Source organism: Rahnella sp. GSA61A (assembly GCF_019969905.1).
In the GTDB taxonomy this organism is placed as follows: domain Bacteria; phylum Pseudomonadota; class Gammaproteobacteria; order Enterobacterales; family Enterobacteriaceae; genus Rahnella; species Rahnella aceris.
In genome coordinates this window covers 156,263-179,199 of the sequence record NZ_JAHXYO010000013.1, presented here as the reverse complement: position 1 = coordinate 179,199, position 22,937 = coordinate 156,263, and the positions used below count along the sequence as shown (strand labels likewise).

At 52.1% G+C, this 22,937-nt stretch carries 19 protein-coding genes; 14 read left to right on the top strand and 5 right to left on the bottom strand.

Translation table 11 applies throughout. The annotated features are described in order from the left end of the window. Positions 1-369: 369 nt before the first annotated feature. On the top strand, positions 370-1,839 hold the full coding sequence (locus LC431_RS17205) for a mannitol dehydrogenase family protein (RefSeq protein WP_013574657.1): 1,470 nt from the start codon (positions 370-372) through the stop codon (positions 1,837-1,839). 60 nt (positions 1,840-1,899) lie between these two features. On the opposite strand, the gene LC431_RS17200 is transcribed toward LC431_RS17205, so the two are convergent. Together LC431_RS17200 and LC431_RS17195 are read right to left on the bottom strand one after the other, a co-directional pair. Further along, complete coding sequence (locus tag LC431_RS17200; protein WP_013574656.1) at positions 1,900-2,631, bottom strand: FCD domain-containing protein; 732 nt, start codon at positions 2,629-2,631, stop codon at positions 1,900-1,902. Between the two features lie 249 nt (positions 2,632-2,880). Then, entirely contained in the window at positions 2,881-3,192 is a 312-nt protein-coding gene (locus tag LC431_RS17195; protein WP_013574655.1) for a hypothetical protein, read from the bottom strand. Between the two features lie 214 nt (positions 3,193-3,406). On the opposite strand from LC431_RS17195, the gene LC431_RS17190 reads away from it, so the two are divergent. From LC431_RS17190 to yejF, 8 genes are all read left to right on the top strand, one after another. Beyond that, positions 3,407-4,381, top strand: coding sequence for a GTP-binding protein (locus LC431_RS17190; protein ID WP_223510121.1), 975 nt, complete (start codon positions 3,407-3,409; stop codon positions 4,379-4,381). 60 nt (positions 4,382-4,441) lie between these two features. Next, a complete protein-coding gene (locus tag LC431_RS17185; RefSeq protein ID WP_013574653.1) occupies positions 4,442-5,155 on the top strand; it encodes a phosphatase PAP2 family protein in 714 nt (237 codons plus the stop codon). A gap of 427 nt (positions 5,156-5,582) precedes the next feature. Then, entirely contained in the window at positions 5,583-6,158 is a 576-nt protein-coding gene (mepS, locus tag LC431_RS17180; protein WP_013574652.1) for a bifunctional murein DD-endopeptidase/murein LD-carboxypeptidase, read from the top strand. A gap of 165 nt (positions 6,159-6,323) precedes the next feature. Beyond that, positions 6,324-7,907 carry a cyclic di-GMP phosphodiesterase gene (locus LC431_RS17175; protein WP_223510120.1) on the top strand — a complete coding sequence of 528 codons (1,584 nt, stop codon included), beginning with the start codon at positions 6,324-6,326 and terminating at the stop codon, positions 7,905-7,907. A gap of 194 nt (positions 7,908-8,101) precedes the next feature. Then, entirely contained in the window at positions 8,102-9,907 is a 1,806-nt protein-coding gene (locus LC431_RS17170) for an extracellular solute-binding protein (RefSeq protein WP_112198101.1), read from the top strand. A 10-nt stretch (positions 9,908-9,917) separates the two neighbouring features. Beyond that, positions 9,918-11,012, top strand: a complete 1,095-nt coding sequence (gene yejB, locus LC431_RS17165; protein ID WP_112198100.1) for a microcin C ABC transporter permease YejB — start codon at positions 9,918-9,920, stop codon at positions 11,010-11,012. After that, on the top strand, positions 11,012-12,055 hold the full coding sequence (locus LC431_RS17160; RefSeq protein ID WP_112151187.1) for an ABC transporter permease: 1,044 nt from the start codon (positions 11,012-11,014) through the stop codon (positions 12,053-12,055). The genes yejB and LC431_RS17160 overlap by 1 nt, the downstream gene beginning before the upstream one ends. A 1-nt stretch (position 12,056) precedes the next feature. Next, the gene (gene yejF, locus LC431_RS17155) at positions 12,057-13,679 is read left to right on the top strand and encodes a microcin C ABC transporter ATP-binding protein YejF (RefSeq protein WP_037036151.1); all 1,623 of its coding nucleotides are present in this window, start codon (positions 12,057-12,059) and stop codon (positions 13,677-13,679) included. 43 nt (positions 13,680-13,722) lie between these two features. Here the strand turns inward: yejF and LC431_RS17150 are convergent, their stop codons facing one another. Continuing rightward, positions 13,723-14,067: a YejG family protein gene (locus LC431_RS17150; protein WP_015689537.1), complete on the bottom strand. Its 345-nt coding sequence runs from the start codon at positions 14,065-14,067 to the stop codon at positions 13,723-13,725. Between the two features lie 676 nt (positions 14,068-14,743). On the opposite strand from LC431_RS17150, the gene LC431_RS17145 reads away from it, so the two are divergent. From LC431_RS17145 to LC431_RS17135, 3 genes are read left to right on the top strand one after another with little or no spacing between them, the layout of a single operon-like run. Further along, positions 14,744-15,361: a sorbitol dehydrogenase family protein gene (locus LC431_RS17145; RefSeq protein ID WP_037036152.1), complete on the top strand. Its 618-nt coding sequence runs from the start codon at positions 14,744-14,746 to the stop codon at positions 15,359-15,361. Next, positions 15,361-17,016, top strand: coding sequence for a GMC family oxidoreductase (locus tag LC431_RS17140; RefSeq protein ID WP_112151188.1), 1,656 nt, complete (start codon positions 15,361-15,363; stop codon positions 17,014-17,016). The genes LC431_RS17145 and LC431_RS17140 overlap by 1 nt, the downstream gene beginning before the upstream one ends. Then, positions 17,013-18,416: a cytochrome c gene (locus LC431_RS17135; RefSeq protein WP_013574643.1), complete on the top strand. Its 1,404-nt coding sequence runs from the start codon at positions 17,013-17,015 to the stop codon at positions 18,414-18,416. Before LC431_RS17140 ends, LC431_RS17135 begins: the two co-directional genes overlap by 4 nt. Before the next feature lie 61 nt (positions 18,417-18,477). Here the strand turns inward: LC431_RS17135 and LC431_RS17130 are convergent, their stop codons facing one another. Together LC431_RS17130 and idnO are read right to left on the bottom strand one after the other, a co-directional pair. Beyond that, positions 18,478-19,221: an SDR family oxidoreductase gene (locus LC431_RS17130; RefSeq protein WP_217217033.1), complete on the bottom strand. Its 744-nt coding sequence runs from the start codon at positions 19,219-19,221 to the stop codon at positions 18,478-18,480. Positions 19,222-19,229: 8 nt separating this feature from the next. Continuing rightward, complete coding sequence (gene idnO, locus LC431_RS17125; protein ID WP_112151190.1) at positions 19,230-19,994, bottom strand: gluconate 5-dehydrogenase; 765 nt, start codon at positions 19,992-19,994, stop codon at positions 19,230-19,232. A 205-nt stretch (positions 19,995-20,199) separates the two neighbouring features. On the opposite strand from idnO, the gene LC431_RS17120 reads away from it, so the two are divergent. Together LC431_RS17120 and LC431_RS17115 are read left to right on the top strand one after the other, a co-directional pair. Continuing rightward, positions 20,200-21,183 carry a LacI family DNA-binding transcriptional regulator gene (locus LC431_RS17120; protein ID WP_013574640.1) on the top strand — a complete coding sequence of 328 codons (984 nt, stop codon included), beginning with the start codon at positions 20,200-20,202 and terminating at the stop codon, positions 21,181-21,183. Positions 21,184-21,358: 175 nt separating this feature from the next. Then, a complete protein-coding gene (locus tag LC431_RS17115) occupies positions 21,359-22,711 on the top strand; it encodes an MFS transporter (RefSeq protein WP_112198531.1) in 1,353 nt (450 codons plus the stop codon). Positions 22,712-22,937 lie beyond the last annotated feature (226 nt).

Genomic DNA, 22,937 nt, shown 5'->3' with positions numbered 1-22,937 from the left:
GGGGGCAGTGAGATTGATAATACCGAGAGCTTGTGAAAGTTCCATTTAAAAAGGGTCCATGATGAGCATGAACCCTTTTTACACGAGCCACCGGATCGGTCAACTGATCCTTAAACGATCGGCATTACGCTGCGGCGTTCCTTTTTTATTGTCTGCATTTTGCGATTAATCCTTCAGACAGTGGATCTGCATCACAAAATGAGTGGCTATCTGGACTTACCAATTCCCCTTTCTATCATATGACTTTACACTCTAAGCCCTGATTTCGGCTTAAATCGTCGCTTTATCCAGCATAAAATTCAACTGACGGGTAAATAGCCCCAATTTGGCCTGACCAATTATTTATTTCTGACTTGCCTGGAGTATTGCATGAAAACTATTGCCACAGCGTCCCTGCCTGCAGCAGTGTCATTGCCTGCTTATGATCGCGATGTGTTAAAAAGCCGTATTGTTCATCTCGGATTTGGTGCCTTCCATCGCGCTCACCAGGCGCTACTGACCAACCGCGTGCTGAACCTCCAGGGGGGCGACTGGGGCATTTGCGAAATTAGCCTGTTCGGCAATGAAACGCTGATCCAGAGTTTGCGTCAGCAAAATCATCTGTTTACCGTGCTGGAAAAAGGCGCGGACGGCAATCAGGCGATTATCATCGGCTCTGCACATGAATCTGTGCACGGCGGGATTGACGGGCTGGAAGCAGTACTTGAAAAACTCACTGAGCCACAGATCGCGATTGTTTCCCTGACCATCACTGAAAAAGGTTATTGCATTGAGCCGGGCACCGGCGAACTGGATCTGCAAAATCCAAAAATTCAGCAGGATCTGGCGGGCGGTCAGGCGCCGGGTACCGCTCCGGGCGTTTTAGTCGAAGCCCTGCGTTTACGTCATGAGCGCGGCTTACCAGGCTTCACCGTTTTATGCTGCGATAACATTCCTGAAAACGGTCTGGTGGTAAAAAACGCCGTACTGGGCATGGCGAAAGCACGTTCCGCAGAACTGGCTGAATGGATCGCCGGAAACGTCTCTTTCCCAAGCACCATGGTTGACCGTATTGTTCCTGCCGCGACGGAAAATACGCTGGAAGAAATCACCGAAGCCCTCGGAGGTGTGACCGATCCTTGCGGTATCGCCTGTGAACCCTTCATTCAGTGGGTCGTGGAAGACCATTTCGTGGCGGGCCGTCCGGACTGGGAAAAAGCTGGCGCACAGATGGTTGCCGACGTTTTGCCTTTCGAACAGATGAAGCTGCGCATGCTGAACGGCAGCCACTCTTTCCTCGCCTATCTCGGCTATCTGGCCGGTTATCAGCACATCAACGATTGTATGGAAGATGCCAACTATAAGGCCGCTGCCCATCATCTGATGCTGCATGAACAAGCTCCGACGCTGAGCGTCGAGGGTGTTGATCTCGGTGCGTATGCTGACAGCCTGATTGCACGTTACAGCAACCCGGCGCTGAAACACCGAACCTGGCAAATCGCGATGGACGGCACCCAGAAACTGCCACAGCGTATGCTCGATTCCATCCGCTGGCATGTTAAAAATGGTGGTTCCTATGAATTACTGGCGCTGGGCGTGGCAGGCTGGATGCGTTATGTCGGTGGTACTGATGATGCCGGGCAGTCCATTGAGATTAAAGATCCGATGGCTGAAACCGTCGCTAAAATTGTGGCATCAACCGAAGATGGCGAACCGCGGGTGAAAGCCCTGCTGGCCCTGACGGGCGTATTCGGTGAGCAATTGCCTCATGAAGAGAAAGTCGTAGCGGCCATACTGAGCGCGTATGCCGATCTGCAAAGAATTGGCGCGAAGAAAACCGTGGCAAAATACGTAGGTTAAGCCCGGCAACTGAAGCTAAGAACGGCTGCTGCGGCAGCCGTTCTTATTTGTGCGGCGGTATCAGTCGTTCAGTTCTGAGGGGACTGAGGAAAAAAGGAATCCGTCAAAAGACGGATCATCAGCATCCGAAACCTGTAACAGCATATCTTTGACATTTTCCAGATGCTGCCACATCGCCTGCTTGGCGGCTTTCGGATCCCTGCGAAGTACTGCCTGCAAGATTGTCTGATGGTCCTGCAACCAAATCTGACTGTAGTTTTTATCGCCGACATGCTGATGGATCCCCTGCCACATTGAGCTGCGCTGGCGGATCAGCCACAGATCATCCACCAGTTTAACCAGCACACTGTTCTGGGAAGCCTGCGCCAGCAAGGCATGAAACCGCTGATCTTCAGCATCATCGGAGACGCCACGTGCAATGCATTCTCGCTGTGCATCAATGGCATCGCGCATTTGCAGAATATCCGTCTTAGTGGCCTGCATCGCCGCAAAAGCCGCGACTTCGCTTTCCAGCAATTGCCGCGCCTGTAATAACTCGAACGGGCCATATCCGCTGTCAGCGCTTTCCGGCTGGCTATCTTCCGGTTGATGCAATACATAGACGCCGGAACCTTTACGCACTTCGACCACTTTTTCCAGCTCCAGCATGATCAGCGCTTCACGCACTACACTTCGGCTGACGGAATAAGATTCCGCAATGTCACGCTCCGGAGGGAGGCGATCGCCAGGGGCATATTTTCCGGCATGGATATCGCGACGTAAATGACCGCCTATCTCCTGATAAAGTCGCATGTTTTTGCCCCTTTCACTGACACAAGCTCAATTGGTCTGACATCTGATTAATCGTTCTGATGCCTGAAATAAGAGAGAAAATTATAACATGTCAGCAAAAAGGGAAAGGACAGGAATAGAAAACTGACGGCCCGATCAAGATTGGGCCAGCCAGTTCATAAAGTTGTCCGGCCACATAACGATACATTGCATTACCGCGCTCAATGACCGGAGCGAAACATATTAACGATACTAACTATTTACGGCTGCTTAGTTATAACTCACCGTCATCACCGCAAGGCGAGGATCATTATTAATATGCCGCGTGGTGACCTGCCCGAGAGACAAAGGCAAGGCGAAAGAAGAAGGATTTTGCGCATTCAGCGTATGAACTTGCCTCACCTGTTTTCCGCCACGATCACAGTCGCTGATCACCGCATTACGTGCGGCACTGACGTGACATCCTCCGTCAACAATTGACCCGGTAATATGAATAATTCCGCCTGTTGCAGCGGCACTGGCAAACTGAATCGTCCCTGAGGCCATGACTCCCAAAAACAGTACACAGGTAATTCTGTTCATGGTGACACCTCATCATAACTATTAATTTTAAAGTTCCCGTAACCACAATTTAACATTAATACATCTAATTGAATTTACACGTCTGGAGGCAAAATAAATCTTGCTTGCCTGCCGGCAAAAATAAGCAATCCATGTCTTACATCGGCGCAACGCTGGATTTTCTTAAGGAGTCGCTGCACATTGGCGGGGAATTTTTCAAAAAGGATGTGCAACCATGACCAAAACCAACCTGATCACCGGCTTTCTGGGAAGCGGAAAAACCACCACGCTGCGCCACCTTCTGGCTCAGAAGCCTGAAGGTGAAAAGTGGGCCGTGCTGGTGAATGAATTCGGCGAAGTCGGCATTGATGGTGCATTACTGGCTGGCAGTGGTGCGGTTTTGAAGGAAATCCCCGGTGGTTGCATGTGCTGTGTGAACGGATTGCCAATGCAGGTCGGTCTGAATATGTTATTGCAGCAGGCTAAACCTGACCGCTTGCTGATAGAACCCACCGGGCTGGGGCATCCGAAACAGATTCTTTCTTTACTGACGTCTGACGTTTACAGCAACTGGCTGACACTCAATGCCACGCTTTGTCTGCTGGATCCGCGTCAGTTAAGCGATCAGCGGGTGACTGATAATGAAAACTTTCGCGATCAGTTAGCCGCAGCAGACATTATCGTGGCAAATAAGTCTGATGTGACGCAGGCGCAGGACACGCAGAAGCTGGACGACTGGTATCAGCAGAATGGTCACGAGCGTCTTCTGGTGACGGCTTCGCAAGGTGAGATCGCCCTGACATTACTTGATTTTCCGCGCCAGAATCTGGTTGAGTTACCGCAAGGTAAACATCATCACGCTCACGCCGCTAAACAAGGACTGGCTGCACTGAGCCTGCCGGGAAAACAGCGCTGGCGTCGCGCGCTGAATCAGGCTGACGGTTATACCAGTTGCGGGTGGATATTTGATGGCGAAACGCAGTTTGAGACCGCGGGCATTCTCGACTGGGCGCGCGCGGTGCCGGTTGATCGCGTCAAAGGGGTTATACGCATTAAAGAAGGCACATTACTGATTAACCGTCAGGGCAATGACTTACACATTGAAACGAAACCGGTGGCGCCGTTAGACAGCAGAATTGAGCTTATTACGCAAAATGAAGTGCAGTGGAATGCAATACAATCCTCCTTGTTGAAGATTCGTTTAAGTTGATCAGATTAAGTTAACGCTAACTAAGTTATTCCTTACTTTGCTAAGAATAGGTCTTCCTTTATGTGGCGCCGCAATATTCCCGCAATCCTGATACTCAATGTATTAGGTGTTGCCTTATTTTTATCTTTCTATTTGCCAGCAAACCATGGTTTCTGGTTCCCGATTGATAAATCGATTTTCTTCTTTTTTAATCAACATCTGGCCACTGATGCGTGGTTTCTGCACCTGGTCGCCGTGACCAATAATCGTGCCTTTGATCTGATTTCATTGCTGGCGATGGGAATCCTGTATCTGAGCTATTTCCTGAAGCAGGATAGCGACGGGCGTCGCCGGTACATCATTATTGGTGTCGTGATGTTGCTGACTGCCGTTGTGCTCAACCAGCTCGGACATTTATTGCCTGTCAGCCATAAAAGCCCGTCACTCAGCTTCCCGGGCGTAAACCGCGTGAGCGAACTGACCGGCATTCCCACCAAAGATGCTTCCAGCGACAGCTTCCCCGGCGACCATGGCATGATGCTGATTATTTTTTCATGCTTTATGCTGCGCTACCTGAGTAAGTCAGCATTCGCTGTCGCCTTGATCATCACCCTCATCTTCTCACTCCCACGCGTGATGATTGGTGCACACTGGTTTACTGATATCGCGGTCGGCTCAATGTCCGTCGTGCTGGTCGGTGCCAGCTGGTGGCTGATGACACCAGCCAGCGATACGCTGATTAACTGGCTTGATCAAAAATTACCCGGTAAAAAAAATCCTAAGACACACGCATAATTTTGGATGCATACATAATATTTATGGCCCGGCAGATCTTTATGATTTTCCGGGCCTTTTTAAAGGATGTTTCTCAACGCCTCTGCGCTGTATTATGTCCCCTGAACGCGCTATTGATGCGGTTTTAACCCAAATTCGCGTAAAGATCACACAGCATTTTTAACATGTTTACTTACATCACCTTACATCACAATTTCTTATAAAAAATCTCATAATACCTCTCGCAATCACCTGTTCATTACGGTAATCTCCAATTCGCCTGTATAGAATTGTGTTAAAAACACCCCGGTTCAGGAAAAAAACGTGCTCCGACGCACATTTCCTCCCCCTGGTATTTGTCCCACAGATATATGGCAGGTAATCTCGCTTCGTTTGGCAATTTTAATAACGATTTCATCGTTAAGGACAGCAAGGGATAACAACAATAATGGTCAAGTCTCAACCGTTTCTGAGATATATCACGCGGATAATTCCCGCGATTGGTGCAGCAATTATTCTTTCTGCATGTAGTGGTACACATTCTTCGAACACAGAAAACGCGCAAACTGATATGCGTGCAGTAAATGGCAATGATGGCCTTCTACTGCAAGCCTCTCAGGATGAATTCGAAGCAATGGTTCGCAACGTCAACGTTAAATCCAAAATTATGGATCAGTACGCTGGCTGGAAAGGCGTTCGTTATCGGTTGGGCGGTGACAGCAAGCGTGGTATCGATTGCTCAGCGTTCGTTCAGGTAACATTCCGCGAACAATTTGGTATGGATTTACCTCGTTCAACCTATGAACAGGAAGAGAAAGGCAAGAAAATCCAGCGCACGAAACTGCGTCCGGGTGATCTGGTTCTGTTCCGTGCGGGTTCAACAGGCCGTCACGTCGGCATTTATTTAGGTAACGATCAGTTTGTACATGCATCCACCAGCAACGGTGTGATGATTTCAAATCTGAAAGAGTCCTACTGGAATGCACGTTATCGTGAAGCAAGACGAGTTTTAGCTAACGGCTGATCCCGTTACCTTATGATTTAGTTCTTGTTGTCCTATGCCAAGCGAATAAAAAAACGTCATCTTTGGATGGCGTTTTTTTATGCCTGTAATAAAGTGTATGAAGTGTCTGTTGATTTTTTGACGACGTTATTCTTTTATTTCCTCTGCGCGAAAAGGGCAAAACATATGGGTTTAAAAACGGCGTTAACACACACCGTATTGCCCAAACATCTGTATTTAAAGAGAAGCCTGCTTTTTTCAGCCCTGTTTTTCATTTTATTTATCGCAGTTACCCTCACCGTTATTAAAACCAACAATCTCCGCGAACAAAATGAAATCGCGCAACGAACGGCACAATTTACTGCTGATTATCTGCGCCAGTTAACCGACACGATGCACAGAATCGGACTGCTCACGACAGAACCCTGCCATTCCATTGCCGGGGAATTAAGCCGTGACGTCGCATTCAGCATGGGTGTTCGTGATTTTCAGCTGGTGCGTAATGGCATCGTTTTTTGTTCCTCGGCTTCCGGTAATCAGCACATTCCTGTAAACAGTACCCTGCATGACCTCGAATTTGATAACAACATGAGTATCGGCCTGCAGATGGGCACCCCTGCCGTCCCGAACCGCGCGGTGATCCTTATATGGCAGCGTAACCCCGGTGCAACGGACGATGGCGTGATAGCAACGCTGGAACTGACGTTGTCGCCGTATATGCTTTTTGCGCAGCCAGGTTCCGGCTACCGGGGTTTTGCACTGCTGGTGGGAAAGAGCGCACTGATTTCTTCTCAGGCCGGTCTGATCAAGATCAGTGATTTGCCCCGCAGCCATTTTACTCAAGTCAAAATAGATAATTATCCTTTCAGCATTCGTCTCTACTCTCCTTCCCTGACCCGCGATAACATACTCTTTACGTTCTCAGGCGGCCTGCTGCTTAGCCTGCTGGTTTGCGCGCTGATTTACCACAGCCTGCTGAACCGCCATAACGTTGAGCGTGAGGTTCTGCGCGGGCTGAAAAATAAAGAATTCTTTGTTGAATATCAGCCGGTTATCGACTCAAAGAGCCTGAAGGTGACTGGCGTTGAAGCCCTGCTGCGCTGGCAGCACCCCATTGAGGGGCCCATTCCGCCCGATGTTTTTATCAGCTATGCTGAAAATCAGGGGCTTATCGTCGACCTGACTCAACATATGATGGCTCTGGTGGCAGCGGACGCCCATACCTTGCAGCACGCTTTTCCCGGTCCGGGCAAACTCAGTATCAACATTTCTCCTCACCACATGAACAAAATCAGCTTTCATGACGATGTGATGAATTTTATTGAAGCGTTACCTGAGAATGCTTTCCAGGTGGTATTCGAAATTACAGAACGTGGAATGATTGATACACAAGGTGCATTACGGGAATTTAACTGGCTGCGCCGCCATAAGATTGAAATAGCCATTGACGATTTTGGCACCGGCCATAGCGCGCTGATCTATCTTGAGAAGTTCACGCTGGATTATCTGAAAATTGACCGCGGCTTTGTCATGTCGATTGATCAGAACACCCTGATCGCCCCGGTGCTGGATACCGTCCTTAAACTCACGGAAGAACTGAAGATCAAAACCGTAGCCGAAGGCGTCGAAACCCAGATGCAGGCGGAGTATCTGCGCAATCACGGCGTGACCTATTTACAGGGATATCTGTACAGCAAATCGCTCGGTGTTCCTGAGCTGCTGGACTTTATACGTGATTTCAATGAGAAAGAAGCCACCTGGCAGATTTGACCTGCATCAGTCCCGCATCTTTTGTTCCATTTTTCTTTTAGGCGTCTGCATCCGGTTGTGATAAAAAGGCCAAAATCAGGGACGAAACCGAAGAGTCGTGCGTGACAAAATCTTTGCTTTCAATTGATTAATATCGAAATAGCCCGCGGTAATGCCGCATTATGCTGTCGTCATCACAGGAGTGCAGATTCAGGATGTTTTCTCGCGTTTTTGCCGGTGTGCTGTGCCTGCTGAGTCTCAGCGCACAAGCTGAAGTCATACAGGACAGTTACGCGTTCGCCATATTAGGCGAGCCCAAGTATGTCTCAAACTTCACCAGTTTTGACTACGTCAATCCTGCCGCCCCGAAAGGCGGTCAGATCACACTGGCGGCCATTGGTACTTACGACAACTTCAACCGCTTCGCGTCTCGCGGTAATCCGGCTGCGCGCAGCGGCTCGCTTTACGACAGCCTGTTTACCACCTCCAGCGATGAGATTGGCAGTTATTATCCGCTGATCGCCGATTCTGCCCGTTATGACAGCCAGTACCGTTGGGTCGAAGTGGATATCAATCCGCGCGCCCGTTTCAACGACAATACCCCGATTACCGCCAGTGATGTGGCCTTCAGCTTCCGAAAATTCATGACCGAAGGCGTACCGCAATTTCGCGTGGTGTATAAAGGTGTGGAAGTAAAAGCCATTTCGCGCCTGACAGTACGCATGGTGTTGCCGAAAGCGGATAAAGACATGATGCTCGGCCTGCTCGGTTTGCCGATTTTGCCGCAGACATTCTGGGAAAAGCATAAATTCAATGAACCGCTGAGTACACCGCCGCCGGGCAGCGGGCCTTACCGCATCAGCGATTACAAACTCGGTCAGTACATCACCTATTCCCGCGTGCCGGATTACTGGGCGGCCAATTTGCCCGTCAACCGGGGCCGCTATAATTTTGACACCATCCGCTACGACTATTACCTCGACGACAATGTGGCGCTGGAGGCGTTTAAGTCCGGCGCGTTTGATTTCCGCATGGAAACCTCGCCGAAAAATTGGGCGACGCAATATCAGGGCGGTAATTTCAGCAAAAACTTTATCGTTAAAGCTGATGTGGAAAATCAGGCAGCGCAGGATACCCGCTGGCTGGCATTCAATATCCATCGCCCGCAATTCGCCGACCGCAAGGTGCGCGAAGCCATCACTTTGGCTTTTGATTTTGACTGGATGAACAAGGCGCTGTATTTCGGGGCGTATCAGCGGGTGAACAGTTACTTCCAGAATACCGACTACGCGGCAAAAGATTATCCGAACTCCGCAGAACTGGCGTGGCTGGGGCCGCTGAAAGGCCAAGTGCCGCCTGAAGTCTTTAGCGCGCTGTATCAGCCACCCGGCTCTGACGGCACCGGTAATGACCGCGCAAATCTGCTGAAAGCCACCGCATTACTGAAAGAAGCGGGCTGGGAAGTGAAAAATCAGGTGCTGGTGAATGGCAAAACCGGTAAGCCGTTTACCTTCGAGCTGCTGTTACCTGGCGGCGGGAATTCACAGTACGTCTTGCCGTTCCAGCATAATTTACAGCGACTGGGCATTAAGATGTCGATCCGTGAAGTGGATAATTCGCAGTTCGTGCGCCGTATGCGCCAGCGTGATTACGATATGCTGCCGACGGTTTATCCCGCCACGTCGTATCCGAGCAGCGATTTGCAGATTTACTGGAACAGTAAATATCTCGATTCCACCTATAACAAATCAGGTGTCAGCGATCCGGCCATTGACAAGCTGACCGACGAAATCGCCGCCAATCAGGGCAAACCTGATGCCCTGTTGTCGCTGGGCCATGCGCTCGACCGTGTGCTGACGTGGAATATGCTGATGATCCCAATGTGGTATACCCATCACGAGCGCTACGCTTACTGGGATAAATTCTCGATGCCAGCCGTCACCCCATCCAACGGAATGGAACTCGATACATGGTGGTACGACGTTAACCGCGCAGCCCGTTTACCTGCGCAACGCCGCTGAGGAGCATACTGTGGCCGCCTATCTTTTAAGACGACTGCTTCTGGTGATCCCCACGTTGTGGGCGATCATCACCATTAACTTTTTTATTGTGCAGATTGCTCCCGGCGGTCCGGTTGATCAGGCGATTGCCGCTATTGAAATGGGGCAGTCAGGCGGTTTACCGGGTGCCAGCGCGGGCAGCGGAAATGGCAAAGCGTCGCCGGGTTTAGCGCAGTTTGGTGAAGGTCAGTATCGCGGCGCACGGGGCCTGGATCCGGAAGTCATTGCCGAAATCACCCACCGCTTCGGCTTCGATAAACCGCTGCATGTGCGTTATTTCGAGATGTTATCCAACTATGTTCGCTTTAATTTTGGCGACAGTCTGTTCCGCGGCTCATCCGTTATGGGACTGGTGAAAAGCGCGCTGCCGGTTTCCGTTACCATCGGCCTGTGGAGCACGCTGATTATCTACCTGGTGTCGATCCCGCTCGGGATCCGCAAAGCGGTGCGTAACGGCACGAAATTCGATACCTGGAGCAGCTCCGTCATTATTGTCGGTTATGCCGTTCCCTCTTTCCTGTTTGCCATCTTATTGATTGTGCTATTCACAGGCGGCAGTTATCTCGACTGGTTCCCGCTGCGCGGCCTGACGTCGCCGAATTTCGATACCCTGCCGTGGTACGGCAAAGTAACCGATTACCTCTGGCATATAACGTTGCCGGTGCTGGCGACGGTGATTGGCGGGTTTGCGACCCTCACGATGCTGACCAAAAACTCGTTTATGGATGAAGTCGGTAAACAATATGTGATGACTGCGCGCGCGAAAGGGCTGAACGAAAAACAAATTTTGTACCGGCACGTTTTTCGCAACGCGATGCTGCTGGTGATCGCCGGTTTCCCGGCGACTTTTATCAGCATGTTTTTCACCGGTTCATTACTGATTGAAGTGATGTTCTCCTTACAGGGGCTGGGATTGCTGGGCTACGACGCTATCGTACAGCGCGATTTCCCGGTGATTTTCGGCACGCTGTATGTTTTCACGCTGATTGGATTGCTGCTCAATATCGTCAGCGACATCACTTACACGCTGGTTGATCCGCGTATCGATTTTGAGGGCCGCCAGTAATGAGCCTTTTTAAACTGAACTCCGTCAGTCAGGCGCGCTGGGCGCGTTTTTGCCAGAACCGCCGTGGTTACTGGTCGCTGTGGATTTTCATGGTGATGCTGATCCTGGTGCTGTTATCCAACGTCCTCGCCAACGACAAACCGCTGCTGGCACGTTATCAGGGACATCTCTATGTGCCGTTTCTGGTCAATTACAGCGAAACGACGTTTGGTGGTGAGCTGGAAACGCCAACCGATTATCAGGATCCGTTTGTTGTGCGCCAGATTGAAGACCACGGCTGGGCGATTTGGGCACCGATCCGCAGCAGTTATAACTCCATTAACTTTTCTACCGCGCAGCCCTTCCCTTCACCGCCTTCTTCTCAAAACTGGCTGGGCACCGACAGTAACGGGCATGATGTGCTGGCGCAAATCCTTTACGGGTTGCGGATTTCGCTGTTCTTCGGCGTTCTGCTGACGGCGATGACCTCGGTGATTGGCATGATTGTCGGTGCCACGCAGGGCTATTACGGCGGATTAATCGATTTGCTCGGGCAGCGCTTTATCGAAGTGTGGTCGAGCATTCCCACGCTGTTCCTGATTATTATTCTGGCCAGCGTGGTGCAACCCAACTTCTGGTGGCTGCTGTTGATCACCGTACTTTCCGGCTGGATGATGCTGGTCAGCGTGGTGCGCGCCGAATTCCTGCGTACCCGTAACTTTGATTATATCCGCGCCGCGCAGGCGATGGGCGTCAGCGACCGCGCTATCATGTGGCGTCATATGCTGCCTAATGCGATGGTCGCCACGCTGACCTATCTGCCGTTTATCCTATGCGGCTCGATCACCACACTGACGTCACTGGATTTTCTCGGTTTCGGCCTGCCGCTGGGCTCGCCATCGCTGGGTACACTGCTGATGGAAGGGAAGAATAATTTGCAGGCGCCGTGGCTGGGGATCAGCGCTTTCGTGGTGCTGGCCGCGCTGCTGTCATTATTGATTTTCATTGGTGAAGCCGTTCGCGATGCCTTCAATCCGTCCGCACACCATAATGAGGTGCTCTGAAATGACAGACGCTGCGTTATCCGCCCCGTTACTGCAAATCAAAAATCTCAGCGTCGCATTCCGTCAGGGAAAACAGCAACGTGAAGTGGTCAGCAATGTATCGCTCGATATCCGTGCCGGTGAAACCCTGGCGCTGGTGGGTGAATCCGGCTCCGGCAAAAGCGTCACTGCGCTGTCAGTGTTGCGTCTGCTGCCCTCTTCCGTGGTCTATCCGCAAGGCGACATTCTGTTTGCTGGCCAATCCTTACTGAACGCAGATGCCAGCACATTGCGCCAGATCCGTGGCAACCAGATTTCGATGATATTTCAGGAACCGATGGTGTCGCTAAATCCGCTGCATACCATCGAAAAACAGCTGACTGAAGTGCTGACGCTGCACCGTAATCTTCACGGTGATGCAGCACGCACTGAAATTCTGCGCTGTCTGGATCGCGTGGGTATTCGTCAGGCAGCCTCGCGCCTGCGGGATTTTCCGCACCAGCTTTCCGGCGGTGAACGCCAGCGCGTGATGATTGCCATGGCGGTGCTAACCAGGCCAAAGCTGCTGATTGCCGATGAACCAACCACCGCGCTGGACGTCTCCGTGCAGGCGCAGATTTTATCGCTGCTCGACGAGCTCAAGCAGGAAATGGGGATGGCGATGCTGTTTATCACCCATAACCTGCGCATAGTGCGCCGTCTGGCAGACACCGTAGCAGTCATGCAACACGGGCGCGTCGTGGAGCAGCAATCACGTACCGCACTTTTCAGTCAGCCTCAGCACCCTTATACCCGCCAGCTGTTACAAGCCGAACCACAGGGTCGCCCGCAGCCGCTGACCGGTAAACCGCCTGTTCTGCTGGATGTGAAAAATCTGGATGTCGGTTTTCCCGTCAAACGCGGCCTGCTGCGTCGCACGGTCGGCATCAAACACGCGGTGAACCAGGTCAGTTTCCAGCTTCGCCGGGGAGAAAGTCTCGGTGTGGTGGGCGAGTCCGGTTCAGGCAAAAGCACCACCGGGCTGGCATTGCTGCGTTTGCTCAAATCGCAAGGGGAAATCTGGTTTGACGGCCAGCCACTGCATGCTTTCTCGCGTAAGAAAATGCTGCCGTTCCGCAGCCGGATTCAGGTGGTGTTTCAGGATCCTTTCTCTGCGTTAAATCCGCGCTTTACCGTCGGGCAAATCATCGCTGAAGGTCTGCTGGTGCATCGCAACGTCAGTGAACAGGCGCGCGATAAAGCAGTGATCCGCGCAATGCAGGAAGTGGGGTTGGATCCGCAATCCCGCCACCGCTACCCGACGGAGTTTTCTGGCGGCCAGCGCCAGCGTATCGCGATCGCCCGTGCGTTAATTTTACAACCGGAAATGCTGATCCTGGATGAACCTACGTCGTCGCTGGATAAATCGGTTCAGGCGCAGATTCTGACCATTTTAAGTGAGTTACAGCAACGTCACGGCCTGACATATCTGTTTATCAGTCATGATTTACACGTGGTGCGGGCTTTGTGCCATCAGCTGATGGTGTTGCGAAACGGAGAAGTGGTCGAACAGGGAGAGTGTGAGCAGATTTTTACTGCACCGCAGCAGGCTTATACCCGCGAATTACTGGCCGCGTCAGAGGCTTTCGACACCCACCAGCGCTGAGACGCAGGCAAAACACGCCGGAATGCACCGGGATTGCGGCGTGTCAGAAAGGATAAAGTGCAGTTACAGATTCCGCGATCGCTGCACCGATATTTTTCAGGCAACAGAGCGTGGCACTTTCATCTTCACGATGAACGAATAAACACGGCTCACCGTCGATTTCGACAATCGCCGCTTTTACCTGAATATCTTCTAATGCATCAGTGAGCTGATGCATCACCTGCCAGGCGAATTCGCCCTCATGGCTGAGCAGTTTCAGGCCGATCAGGTTGTTATCTTCATCATTACCAGGCAGCGGAATCGGTTCAACTTTGATACCCGCAAAACCTGACAACCAGCGATAACTTTGCGGCAAACGATGTACTACCGAAAGTTGGATATTATTCACGTCGTTCCCCAGACAATGATACATGCAAATTATTTACACGCTGTTTTTACAAAATAGCTACAACCACACTGCTTAAGTTATAGCCGACAGGCTGCTCTTTGCCTACTCTTCGTTCAAATTATTAACATTGAATTAACGTAATAGGATACAAATTGACAGACTGTTGCTAATTTTATGTCTGCTCCCGACCATATTGAGAGGCAGATCTCATTTTGGCTTATTTGTAACCTTTTACGCCTTTATTAACAACCACTTTAATCAATTGTCGCTACCTTTCGATCCTTATTTTTTTACATTTAATATACAAATCAAACTACGTAAACATGACTAATTCCGCACTAAAATGATTATTATCAACAGGATAGTTAAGTCAGAGGAGTTAAGAATGATGCGGTATCGGTTAATTTCATTTTGAAATGAACCTGTTGGTTACATTTTTTATCGTCGCGCATCATACGTTAAAATCTGGATCTAATGTTAATAAATCCGCACAATTTGTTTGCACAAATCCCTCTTCTCTGGCTTATCATCCGCATCGTTATAAGTGGTATACCCTATCGGGACAGACATCGGCAAAACTAACCCGCTGATAAATCTCGTATTACGCAAATTATAATAAGAATCAGACAGCGAACTCCCTGCCTTTTGGCAAAAACCCATTCCCAGAGAGAAAGAGATGGAAAACGATCCTTCAATCATTGGAAGCAACACACCCGAAAATGGAACCGGTTTCAGTCGTCGTGAACTCCTCAAAGGCCTGACGTCTGCGATGGTGGCAACTACCCTGCTCGGCTTCCCGTTCCTGAGCCAGGCGGAGAAAGAAACCGCCACGCAGGATCCGGTTATCTTCGGCCAGTTCTACCTGGTATCGCAGGCTATCACTGAACATAAAAATATCAGCGAAGGCTCTTCCGCACAGATTTTCAACGCATTCTATCGCTCACAACCCGACTTCCCTGCGCAGGTCAGCAAACTACACGCGCTGGTGAAACCCGGTCAGGCAGCGAAGGATTTGCAGGAAGTGGCAAAGCAAAACGGTTTGGGTGAACTGGTGACCCGCATCGTCACCGCCTGGTATACTGGCACGGTTGGACATGGAACCGATTCCATTTTAATTGCATACAAAGATGCGCTGATGTATCGCCCGGTCAGTGACGGCCTGATTGTGCCCACTTACTGCGGAAACGGTCCGCTGTACTTCACCGCCGCACCTCCCGCCGCTGCGATGCCTGAATCCATGAATGCTGATCGTTTTACTAATCCTTCTGAAACACATGTTGTGAGCAAAGCCTGATGAAAAAACCAGAATTTACGGCAGACGGCGATGCGTCTGCTGATGTGATTGTTGTCGGTTCCGGTATCGTGGGCGGCATGATTGCCGATCAGCTGGTCAGCCAGGGATATTCCGTTCTGGTGCTGGAAGCAGGTTTGCGCATTGAGCGCGCGCAGGCCGTTGAAAACTGGCGCAACATGCCTTTCGAAAACCGCGCTGGCTCTGACTTCCAGGGGCTTTACCCGCAGTCTGAAAAAGCCCCCGCACCGCTGTACTTCCCGGAAAATAACTACGTCCATCTGACCGGGCCGAGCGCCAGCAGCTTCAAACAAGGTTATCTGCGCACCGTCGGCGGCACCACCTGGCACTGGGCAGCATCCTGCTGGCGTCACGTTCCCAACGATTTCAAAATGAAAACGTTGTACGGCGTGGGCCGCGACTGGCCAATTTCCTATGATGAACTCGAACCTTATTACTGCCGTGCTGAAGAAGAAATCGGCGTAGCCGGTCCCAATGACCCTGAGTTGCAGTCGCCTTCTGAGCGCAGCAAACCCTATCCGATGGAACAGGTGCCTTACGGTTACGGCGACACCCGTTTTGCTGAAATCGTTAACCCGCACGGTTACCGTTCCGTGCCAATTCCGCAGGGTCGCAGTACCCGTCCGTGGAATGGCCGCCCGACCTGTTGTGGCAACAACAACTGCCAGCCAATCTGCCCGATTGGTGCGATGTATAACGGAATTGCGCACGTCGAACGCGCTGAGAACAAAGGTGCCGTGGTACTGGCTGAAGCGGTGGTCTACAAAATTGACACGGATGAAAACAACAATGTGACCGCCGTTCACTGGCTGGATAATCAGAAGAAATCGCATAAAGCGACCGGTAAAGTGTTCGCGCTGGCCTGTAACGGCATCGAGACGCCACGCCTGTTGCTGATGGCCGCAAACGAAAAAAATCCAAACGGTATCGCCAATTCGTCTGATCATGTTGGTCGTAACATGATGGATCACTCCGGTTTCCACTGCACGTTTATCGCCAAAGAGCCGCTGTGGATCGGTCGTGGTCCGGCGCAGAGCAGTTGTCTGGTCGGCCCGCGCGATGGCGATTTCCGCAAAGACTATTCTGCCAACAAAATGATCCTCAACAACATCAGCCGCGTGATCCCTGCGACCTCTAAAGCGTTGCAGATGGGGCTGGTGGGCAAAGAGCTGGATGAAGAAATCCGCCGCCGTTCCATCTTTGGCGTGGATTTGTCCATCAGCCTGGAACCGCTGCCGGATCCAAATAACCGCCTGACACTCAGCACCACCCGTAAAGATCCACACGGTTTGCCATGCCCGGATATTCACTACGATGTCGGGGATTACGTGCGCAAAGGCGCGGAAGCGGCTCACAAGCAGCTTGAGCACATCGGTTCCCTGTTCATGGCAGAAGAATTCAATATCACCACCAGCCTGAACGCCAACAACCACATCATGGGCGGCACCATCATGGGCAGTGATCCGAAAGATTCTGTAGTCAACGGCGAATGCCGCGCACACGACCACGCTAACCTGTGGTTGCCGGGCGGCGGCGCGATCCCGTCCTCCAGCGTGGTGAACAGTACGCTGACTATGGCCGCACTCGGCCTGAAAGCCGCCGATGATATGGCGAAAAAACTGGCAGGTGCCGCATGAAGAAACTTCTCACCGCCTGCCTGCTGAGCGCATCGCTAAGCGGATTCGCCTTCGCTGCGGACAATCAGGCTGAACTGATCCGTCAGGGGCAAGAAGTGGCGACAGCCGCCGACTGTCAGGCCTGCCATACTGCCCCGGAAGGCGGTAAAGCGTTTGCCGGTGGCTATGAAATCCATTCACCAATGGGCACGATTTACACCACCAACATCACACCGTCGAAACAGTTCGGTATCGGTAATTACACCGAAGCACAGTTCACCCGCGCGGTGCGGGAAGGTGTTCGCCCTGACGGTGCCAATCTGTATCCGGCCATGCCTTATACCTCTTACAGTCATATGAGCGATGCCGACATGCATGCGCTGTATGTCTATTTCAAAGAGGGTGTGAAGCCGGTCGAACAACCGAATGTTGAAACTGCCCTGCCGTTCCCGTTCAACATGCGTATTGCGATGGCGGGCTGGAACATGATGTATCTCGACAGCACGCCGTTTAAGCCGGATCCGTCGAAAAGTGAACAATGGAACCGCGGTGCGTATCTGGTCAACGGTGCCGGTCACTGTGATACCTGTCATACGCCACGTAACCTGATGATGGGTTCTGTGACCGATAAACCGCTGGCAGGCGGCATGGTCGGCCCGTGGTATGCCCCGAATATCAGCTCGGATCCGGTCAGTGGTATTGGTAACTGGTCGCAACCTCAGCTGGTGGAATACCTGAAAACGGGCCGCACCGCCGGGAAAAACCAGGCAGCGGGCGGTATGGCGGAAGCGGTTCAAAACAGTCTGCAATACATGTCTGACAGTGACCTGAACGCGATTGCTTTCTACCTGAAAAACAGCACGCCGGTGCGTGACCCGCGTGATACGCAGGCGGCGGACACCTTCGGTAAACCGGTGAACGTGGAAGAAGGTTTACGCGGCGCGCACCCGTTTAATGCGAACAAAACCATCGACAACGGTGCGGCACTGTTCAGCGGTTATTGCGCCAGTTGCCACCAGCCGGACGGTTCTGGCAGCGAAAATCAGGCATATCCGTCGCTGTTCAACAATACCGCCACCGGCATGGGTAATGCGTCTAACCTGATTTCCGCCATTCTTTACGGCGTGGATCGACAGGTCGGCGACCATCACGTACTGATGCCGAAATTTGGCGTGGGCTCGTATGTCGGTCAGTTAGATGATCAGCAGATTGCTGACATCTCCAACTACGTGCTGAAAAACTACGGCAATGCGGCCATTCAGGTCAGCGCACATGATGTCGCGGTGTTACGCGCAGGCGGTCCGGTGACATTACTGGCGAAACTGCAACCGTTTATGGCTCCTGCAATGGTGGCTGGCGTGATTGTTCTGCTGGTGCTGATTTTCTGGCTTGGCCGGAAACGCAAAACCAAAGCAGCGTAATCCGTACACTGAAATGCAAAACGGCCCTGTTTGGGCCGTTTTTTATATGCGGATCTGAAAACTAACCGCGCCCGACCAGCGGCATGGCGCTCGCCATTACGGTCATGGTCAGCACGTTAGTGTCGAGCGGTAAACCGGCCATAAACGCCACCGCCTCACCGACGCGCTCCACCGGGATCACCGGTTCCTCAGCGATATGTCCGTCCGCCTGCATTCTGCCTGCCAGCGCTTTATTGCCCATATCCGTCGCCGCATTGCCGACATCGATTTGCCCGCAGGCAATGTTGAACGCGCGACCATCGAGCGCGGTGGATTTGGTCAGTCCGGTAATCGCGTGCTTGCTGGCGGTGTACGGCGCAGAATTCGGGCGCGGCGACTGCGCCGAAATCGAACCGTTGTTGATGATACGTCCGCCTTGCGGCGTTTGTTGTTTCATCAGTTTTACCGCCGCCTGCGTACACAAAAAAGCGCCGGTGAGATTGGTATTGATCACCGACAGCCAGTCTTCCACCGGCAGTTGTTCGATCGGCACATCCTTCACGTTATTACCGGCGTTATTGAACAGCAAATCCAGACGTCCGAAGGTTTCCTGAATATCCTGAAACAGCGCGGCCACCGATTGCGGGCTGGTCACATCCAGCTGACGTGCCACCGCCTGCCCCGGTGTAAACAACGCGACCGCCTGGTCGAGTTTTGCCTTATTACGCCCGGCCAGAATCACTTTAAATCCGATCGCTTCCAGCGCTTTCGCGGCGCTCAGGCCGATACCGCTGCCCCCGCCAGTGATTAATGCGATTTTGTTCATTGGGCCTCCTATACTGCAGCCAGCATGCCGCCATCAATAAAGAGTAAATGACCATTCACGAAATCTGAGGCCCTAGAGGACAGATAAACCGCGCCGCCCACCAGCTCTTCAGGATTGCCCCAGCGTGCAGCCGGCGTGCGTTTACACAGCCATTCGGAGAACTCTTTGTTATCGACCAGCGCCTGGGTCATGTCAGTTTTGAAATAGCCCGGCGCGATGCCGTTCACCTGAATATTGTAGCGTGCCAGTTCAACGCACATGCCACGGGTCAGCATTTTTACCGCGCCCTTTGAAGCGGCGTATGGCGTGATGGTGTCGCGACCCAGCTCGCTTTGCATCGAACCGATATTAATGATTTTGCCGCGCTCGCGTTGGATCATGTAACGCGCCACCGCCTGCGATACCAGGAACACAGATTTCTGGTTTACGGCAATCACGTCGTCCCAGTCTTTTTCCGGAAACTCGGTGAATTTATGGCGGCGCTGAATACCGGCGTTATTCACCAGCACATCAATCGGCCCGATGGTGCTTTCAATATGATCAATCGCCTGATTCACCGCCTGACTGCTGGTGACATCAAATGAGACGGCATGGGCGATAAAGCCTTCAGCACGCAGGGCTTCGGCCGCTTTTTGCGTGGATTCCTGTTGTGTACCGTTAACGATAATTTCCGCGCCATGCTGCGCCAGCCCTTTCGCCAGCAGGAAACCCAGACCGCGCGTCGAGCCGGTAATCAGAATCTTTTTATTGTCCAGTGAGAAGAGATTTGTCATGACGTTGGCCTTATTGAACGCTGATTTAAAAAGTTAGCTTCACTACACCGGTTTACCCCGCGCTAAACTGTGATGCAGATCACCTGACGGAATGTTAAAAAACCCTGTTACTCCGGGTGTGATCATCATCATTTTGATAACAATCTCCGGCGCTTTCTGTTTCAATAACAAGGTATATTTGCAGGCCCAATCAGGAAAACTCCGCATGAGAAACCAGCGCGTGACACTACAGGACATCGCCCAACTGGCGGATGTCACGAAGATGACGGTGAGCCGTTTTCTGCGCACGCCGGAAAAGGTGTCTCCTGAAACCCGCGAACGCATCACGAAGGTGATGGAAGAAGTGGGATATCCGCTGGAAGAAGCCCGCGGACCGGCCAAAGCGCCGCGTATCGGCATTTTAGTGCCGTCATTTAACAACCAGATTTTCTCCGACTTACTGGCGGGCATTGAGTCGGTCACTTCCGCGCAGGGCTTTCAGACGCTGGTCGTCAATTACGATTACAGCAAAGAGCGCGAGGAAGAACACATCATTAATCTGCTCGGTTATCAGCTTGCCGGACTGATCCTCACGGATTCCGTGCATACCCTGAAAGCCGATAAGTATCTGAATGCCGCAGAAATTCCTGTTGCGCAGGTGATGGATCTCGACGATCCGCACGGGCGGATTGCCGTCGGTTTTGATAACCAGCAGGCCGGTTACGATATGGCGAATACGTTGCTCGCCAGCGGCAAAGAACATGTGGTGTATTTCGGTTCGATGTCAGATGCCCGCGACCAGAAGCGTTATCAGGGTTACAGCCGCGCAATGGATGAACGCGGGCTGACGCCGGTGCATATCACGCCTAATAAAGTGTCGTCGGTATCTATTGGTGCGGGCATGCTGGCCATGGCGCGTCAGTTATATCCGCAGACCAACGCTATTTTGTGTACCAATGACGATATTGCCGTCGGCGTGTTACAAGAATGTATCAAACAGGGGATCCGCGTCCCGCAGGATATGGCAATTTCCGGTTTCCACGGGCTGGATATCGGCCTCGCCACTACACCATTATTAGCCAGCGTGATCACCCCGCGCTTTGAGATGGGGAAAGTGGTGGCAGAGATATTGCTCAAAAAAATCAGGAACCTGCCGACGATCGAAAGGGTGGATTTGCATTACCGTATTTCCCTCGGCGGCACCATTTAATCCTCCTTTCCCGTCCATTTCTCCCCCTTCGTCCTGCACGCCAACTCCGGTGCAGGATCACGTAAGTGGTAACACCTTTTCTTAACATAATTCAACGTGACTCCTGTCACGAAATACTTTCCTCAAAATGCTTTTATTAAGCCATCACCGGTTACAGGCATACAGAGGAAAGAATATGGATAATAAGATTCCTAAGGCTCGCTGGCTTCGAGTAATAACGCCAATCCTTATCGCTTGCATTATTTCCTTCATGGACAGGGTCAATATTAGTTTCGCCATGCCCGGCGGGATGGACGCGGAATTAGGGATTACCGCTTCAATGGCCGGTCTGGCCGCCGGTATCTTCTTTATCGGCTATTTATTCCTGCAGGTGCCGGGCGGCAGCCTGGCGGTACACGGCAGCGGACGGAAATTCATTGCCTGCTCATTGATTGCCTGGGCGGTGATCTCCATCCTGACCGGCTTTATCACCAATCAGTATCAGCTGTTGTTCCTGCGCTTTGCGCTGGGTGTGGCAGAAGGCGGGATGCTGCCGGTGGTGCTGACGATGGTCAGCAACTGGTTCCCTGATAAAGAACGTGGCCGCGCCAATGCTTACGTGCTGATGTTCGCGCCGCTCGGCGGGATGATCACCGCGCCGTTGTCCGGTTTGATTCTTGATACGCTCGACTGGCGCTGGTTGTTCATCATCGAAGGGGCATTATCTTTCGTGGTGATGCTTTTCTGGTGGTTCACCATCAGCGACCGTCCGGAAGAAGCGAAATGGCTGTCAGAGCGTGAACGCGACTATCTGGTGACGGAACTGAACCGCGAACGCGAAGCCCTGAAAGCCCTGGCGCCGGTAAACAATGCGCCGCTGAAAGAGGTGTTCCGTAACAAGTCTATCGTCAAACTGATCATCATTAACTTCTTCTATCAGACCGGGATTTACGGCTATACCTTGTGGCTGCCGACCATCCTGAAAAACCTGACCGGCGGTGACATGAGTTCAGTGGGTATGCTGGCGATTATCCCTTACGTCGGCACCATGCTGGGGATCCTGGCGATGTCGGTGCTGTCGGATAAAACCGGTAAGCGTCGTATGTTCATTGCCCTGCCGCTGTGTGGTTTCGCAGCTTGTCTGGCGGCCTCTGTCGCATTTGGCCATAACATCATGGCGGCCTACGGTTTCCTGGTCGGTGCCGGTTTCTTCCTGCAAGCCGCCACCAGCGCCTTCTGGACCATTCCGGGTAAAGTCACCACGCCGGAAGTGGCAGGCAGCGCACGGGGTGTGATCAACGGTCTGGGGAATCTGGGCGGTTTCTGCGGTCCGTATCTGGTCGGCGTGCTGGTCAGTCTCTACGGCCAGAGCACCGCGATTTATGCCCTGGTGGCCTCATTACTGATTGCCGCGGCAGTCACCACGTTGCTGCCAAAAGAGTGCGATATGGCGCTGGTACCGGGGGCGAAGGCCAAAGCCATGGCGGATGAATACGCCCGTGCCAAAGCCGCGCGCAGGGTTCAGGGAGTGAAAGCAGAAGTGGTTTAATGATCCAAAACGGTGCTGGTTTAGCTCCTCCCCCTGCGAAGGGGGAGGTTGGGAGGGGGTTTTAAAGGCTAACCCCTTGTTAAAGAAAACGTTAGCTTTCTGATTTTGACCTTAATACCCCACCCCAACCCTCCCCTTCGCAGGGGAGGGAGCAGACCGAATTCCTGCTTCGACATCTGTAAAATCAGCAGGCCAACCGGACTTTGCTCCTCCCCCTGCGAAGGGG

Excerpts from the sequence above, each read along its gene's own strand:
- LC431_RS17175 (WP_223510120.1), top strand. The coding sequence starts at position 6,324 with ATGGGTTTAAAAACGGCGTTAACACACACCGTATTGCCCAAACATCTG.
- LC431_RS17185 (WP_013574653.1), top strand. The coding sequence starts at position 4,442 with ATGTGGCGCCGCAATATTCCCGCAATCCTGATACTCAATGTATTAGGT.
- mepS (WP_013574652.1), top strand. The coding sequence starts at position 5,583 with ATGGTCAAGTCTCAACCGTTTCTGAGATATATCACGCGGATAATTCCC.
- LC431_RS17135 (WP_013574643.1), top strand. The coding sequence starts at position 17,013 with ATGAAGAAACTTCTCACCGCCTGCCTGCTGAGCGCATCGCTAAGCGGA.
- LC431_RS17145 (WP_037036152.1), top strand. The coding sequence starts at position 14,744 with ATGGAAAACGATCCTTCAATCATTGGAAGCAACACACCCGAAAATGGA.
- LC431_RS17200 (WP_013574656.1), bottom strand. The coding sequence starts at position 2,631 with ATGCGACTTTATCAGGAGATAGGCGGTCATTTACGTCGCGATATCCAT.
- LC431_RS17195 (WP_013574655.1), bottom strand. The coding sequence starts at position 3,192 with ATGAACAGAATTACCTGTGTACTGTTTTTGGGAGTCATGGCCTCAGGG.
- LC431_RS17130 (WP_217217033.1), bottom strand. The coding sequence starts at position 19,221 with ATGAACAAAATCGCATTAATCACTGGCGGGGGCAGCGGTATCGGCCTG.
- LC431_RS17190 (WP_223510121.1), top strand. The coding sequence starts at position 3,407 with ATGACCAAAACCAACCTGATCACCGGCTTTCTGGGAAGCGGAAAAACC.
- LC431_RS17205 (WP_013574657.1), top strand. The coding sequence starts at position 370 with ATGAAAACTATTGCCACAGCGTCCCTGCCTGCAGCAGTGTCATTGCCT.
- LC431_RS17140 (WP_112151188.1), top strand. The coding sequence starts at position 15,361 with ATGAAAAAACCAGAATTTACGGCAGACGGCGATGCGTCTGCTGATGTG.
- LC431_RS17115 (WP_112198531.1), top strand. The coding sequence starts at position 21,359 with ATGGATAATAAGATTCCTAAGGCTCGCTGGCTTCGAGTAATAACGCCA.
- yejF (WP_037036151.1), top strand. The coding sequence starts at position 12,057 with ATGACAGACGCTGCGTTATCCGCCCCGTTACTGCAAATCAAAAATCTC.
- LC431_RS17120 (WP_013574640.1), top strand. The coding sequence starts at position 20,200 with ATGAGAAACCAGCGCGTGACACTACAGGACATCGCCCAACTGGCGGAT.
- LC431_RS17160 (WP_112151187.1), top strand. The coding sequence starts at position 11,012 with ATGAGCCTTTTTAAACTGAACTCCGTCAGTCAGGCGCGCTGGGCGCGT.
- LC431_RS17170 (WP_112198101.1), top strand. The coding sequence starts at position 8,102 with ATGTTTTCTCGCGTTTTTGCCGGTGTGCTGTGCCTGCTGAGTCTCAGC.
- idnO (WP_112151190.1), bottom strand. The coding sequence starts at position 19,994 with ATGACAAATCTCTTCTCACTGGACAATAAAAAGATTCTGATTACCGGC.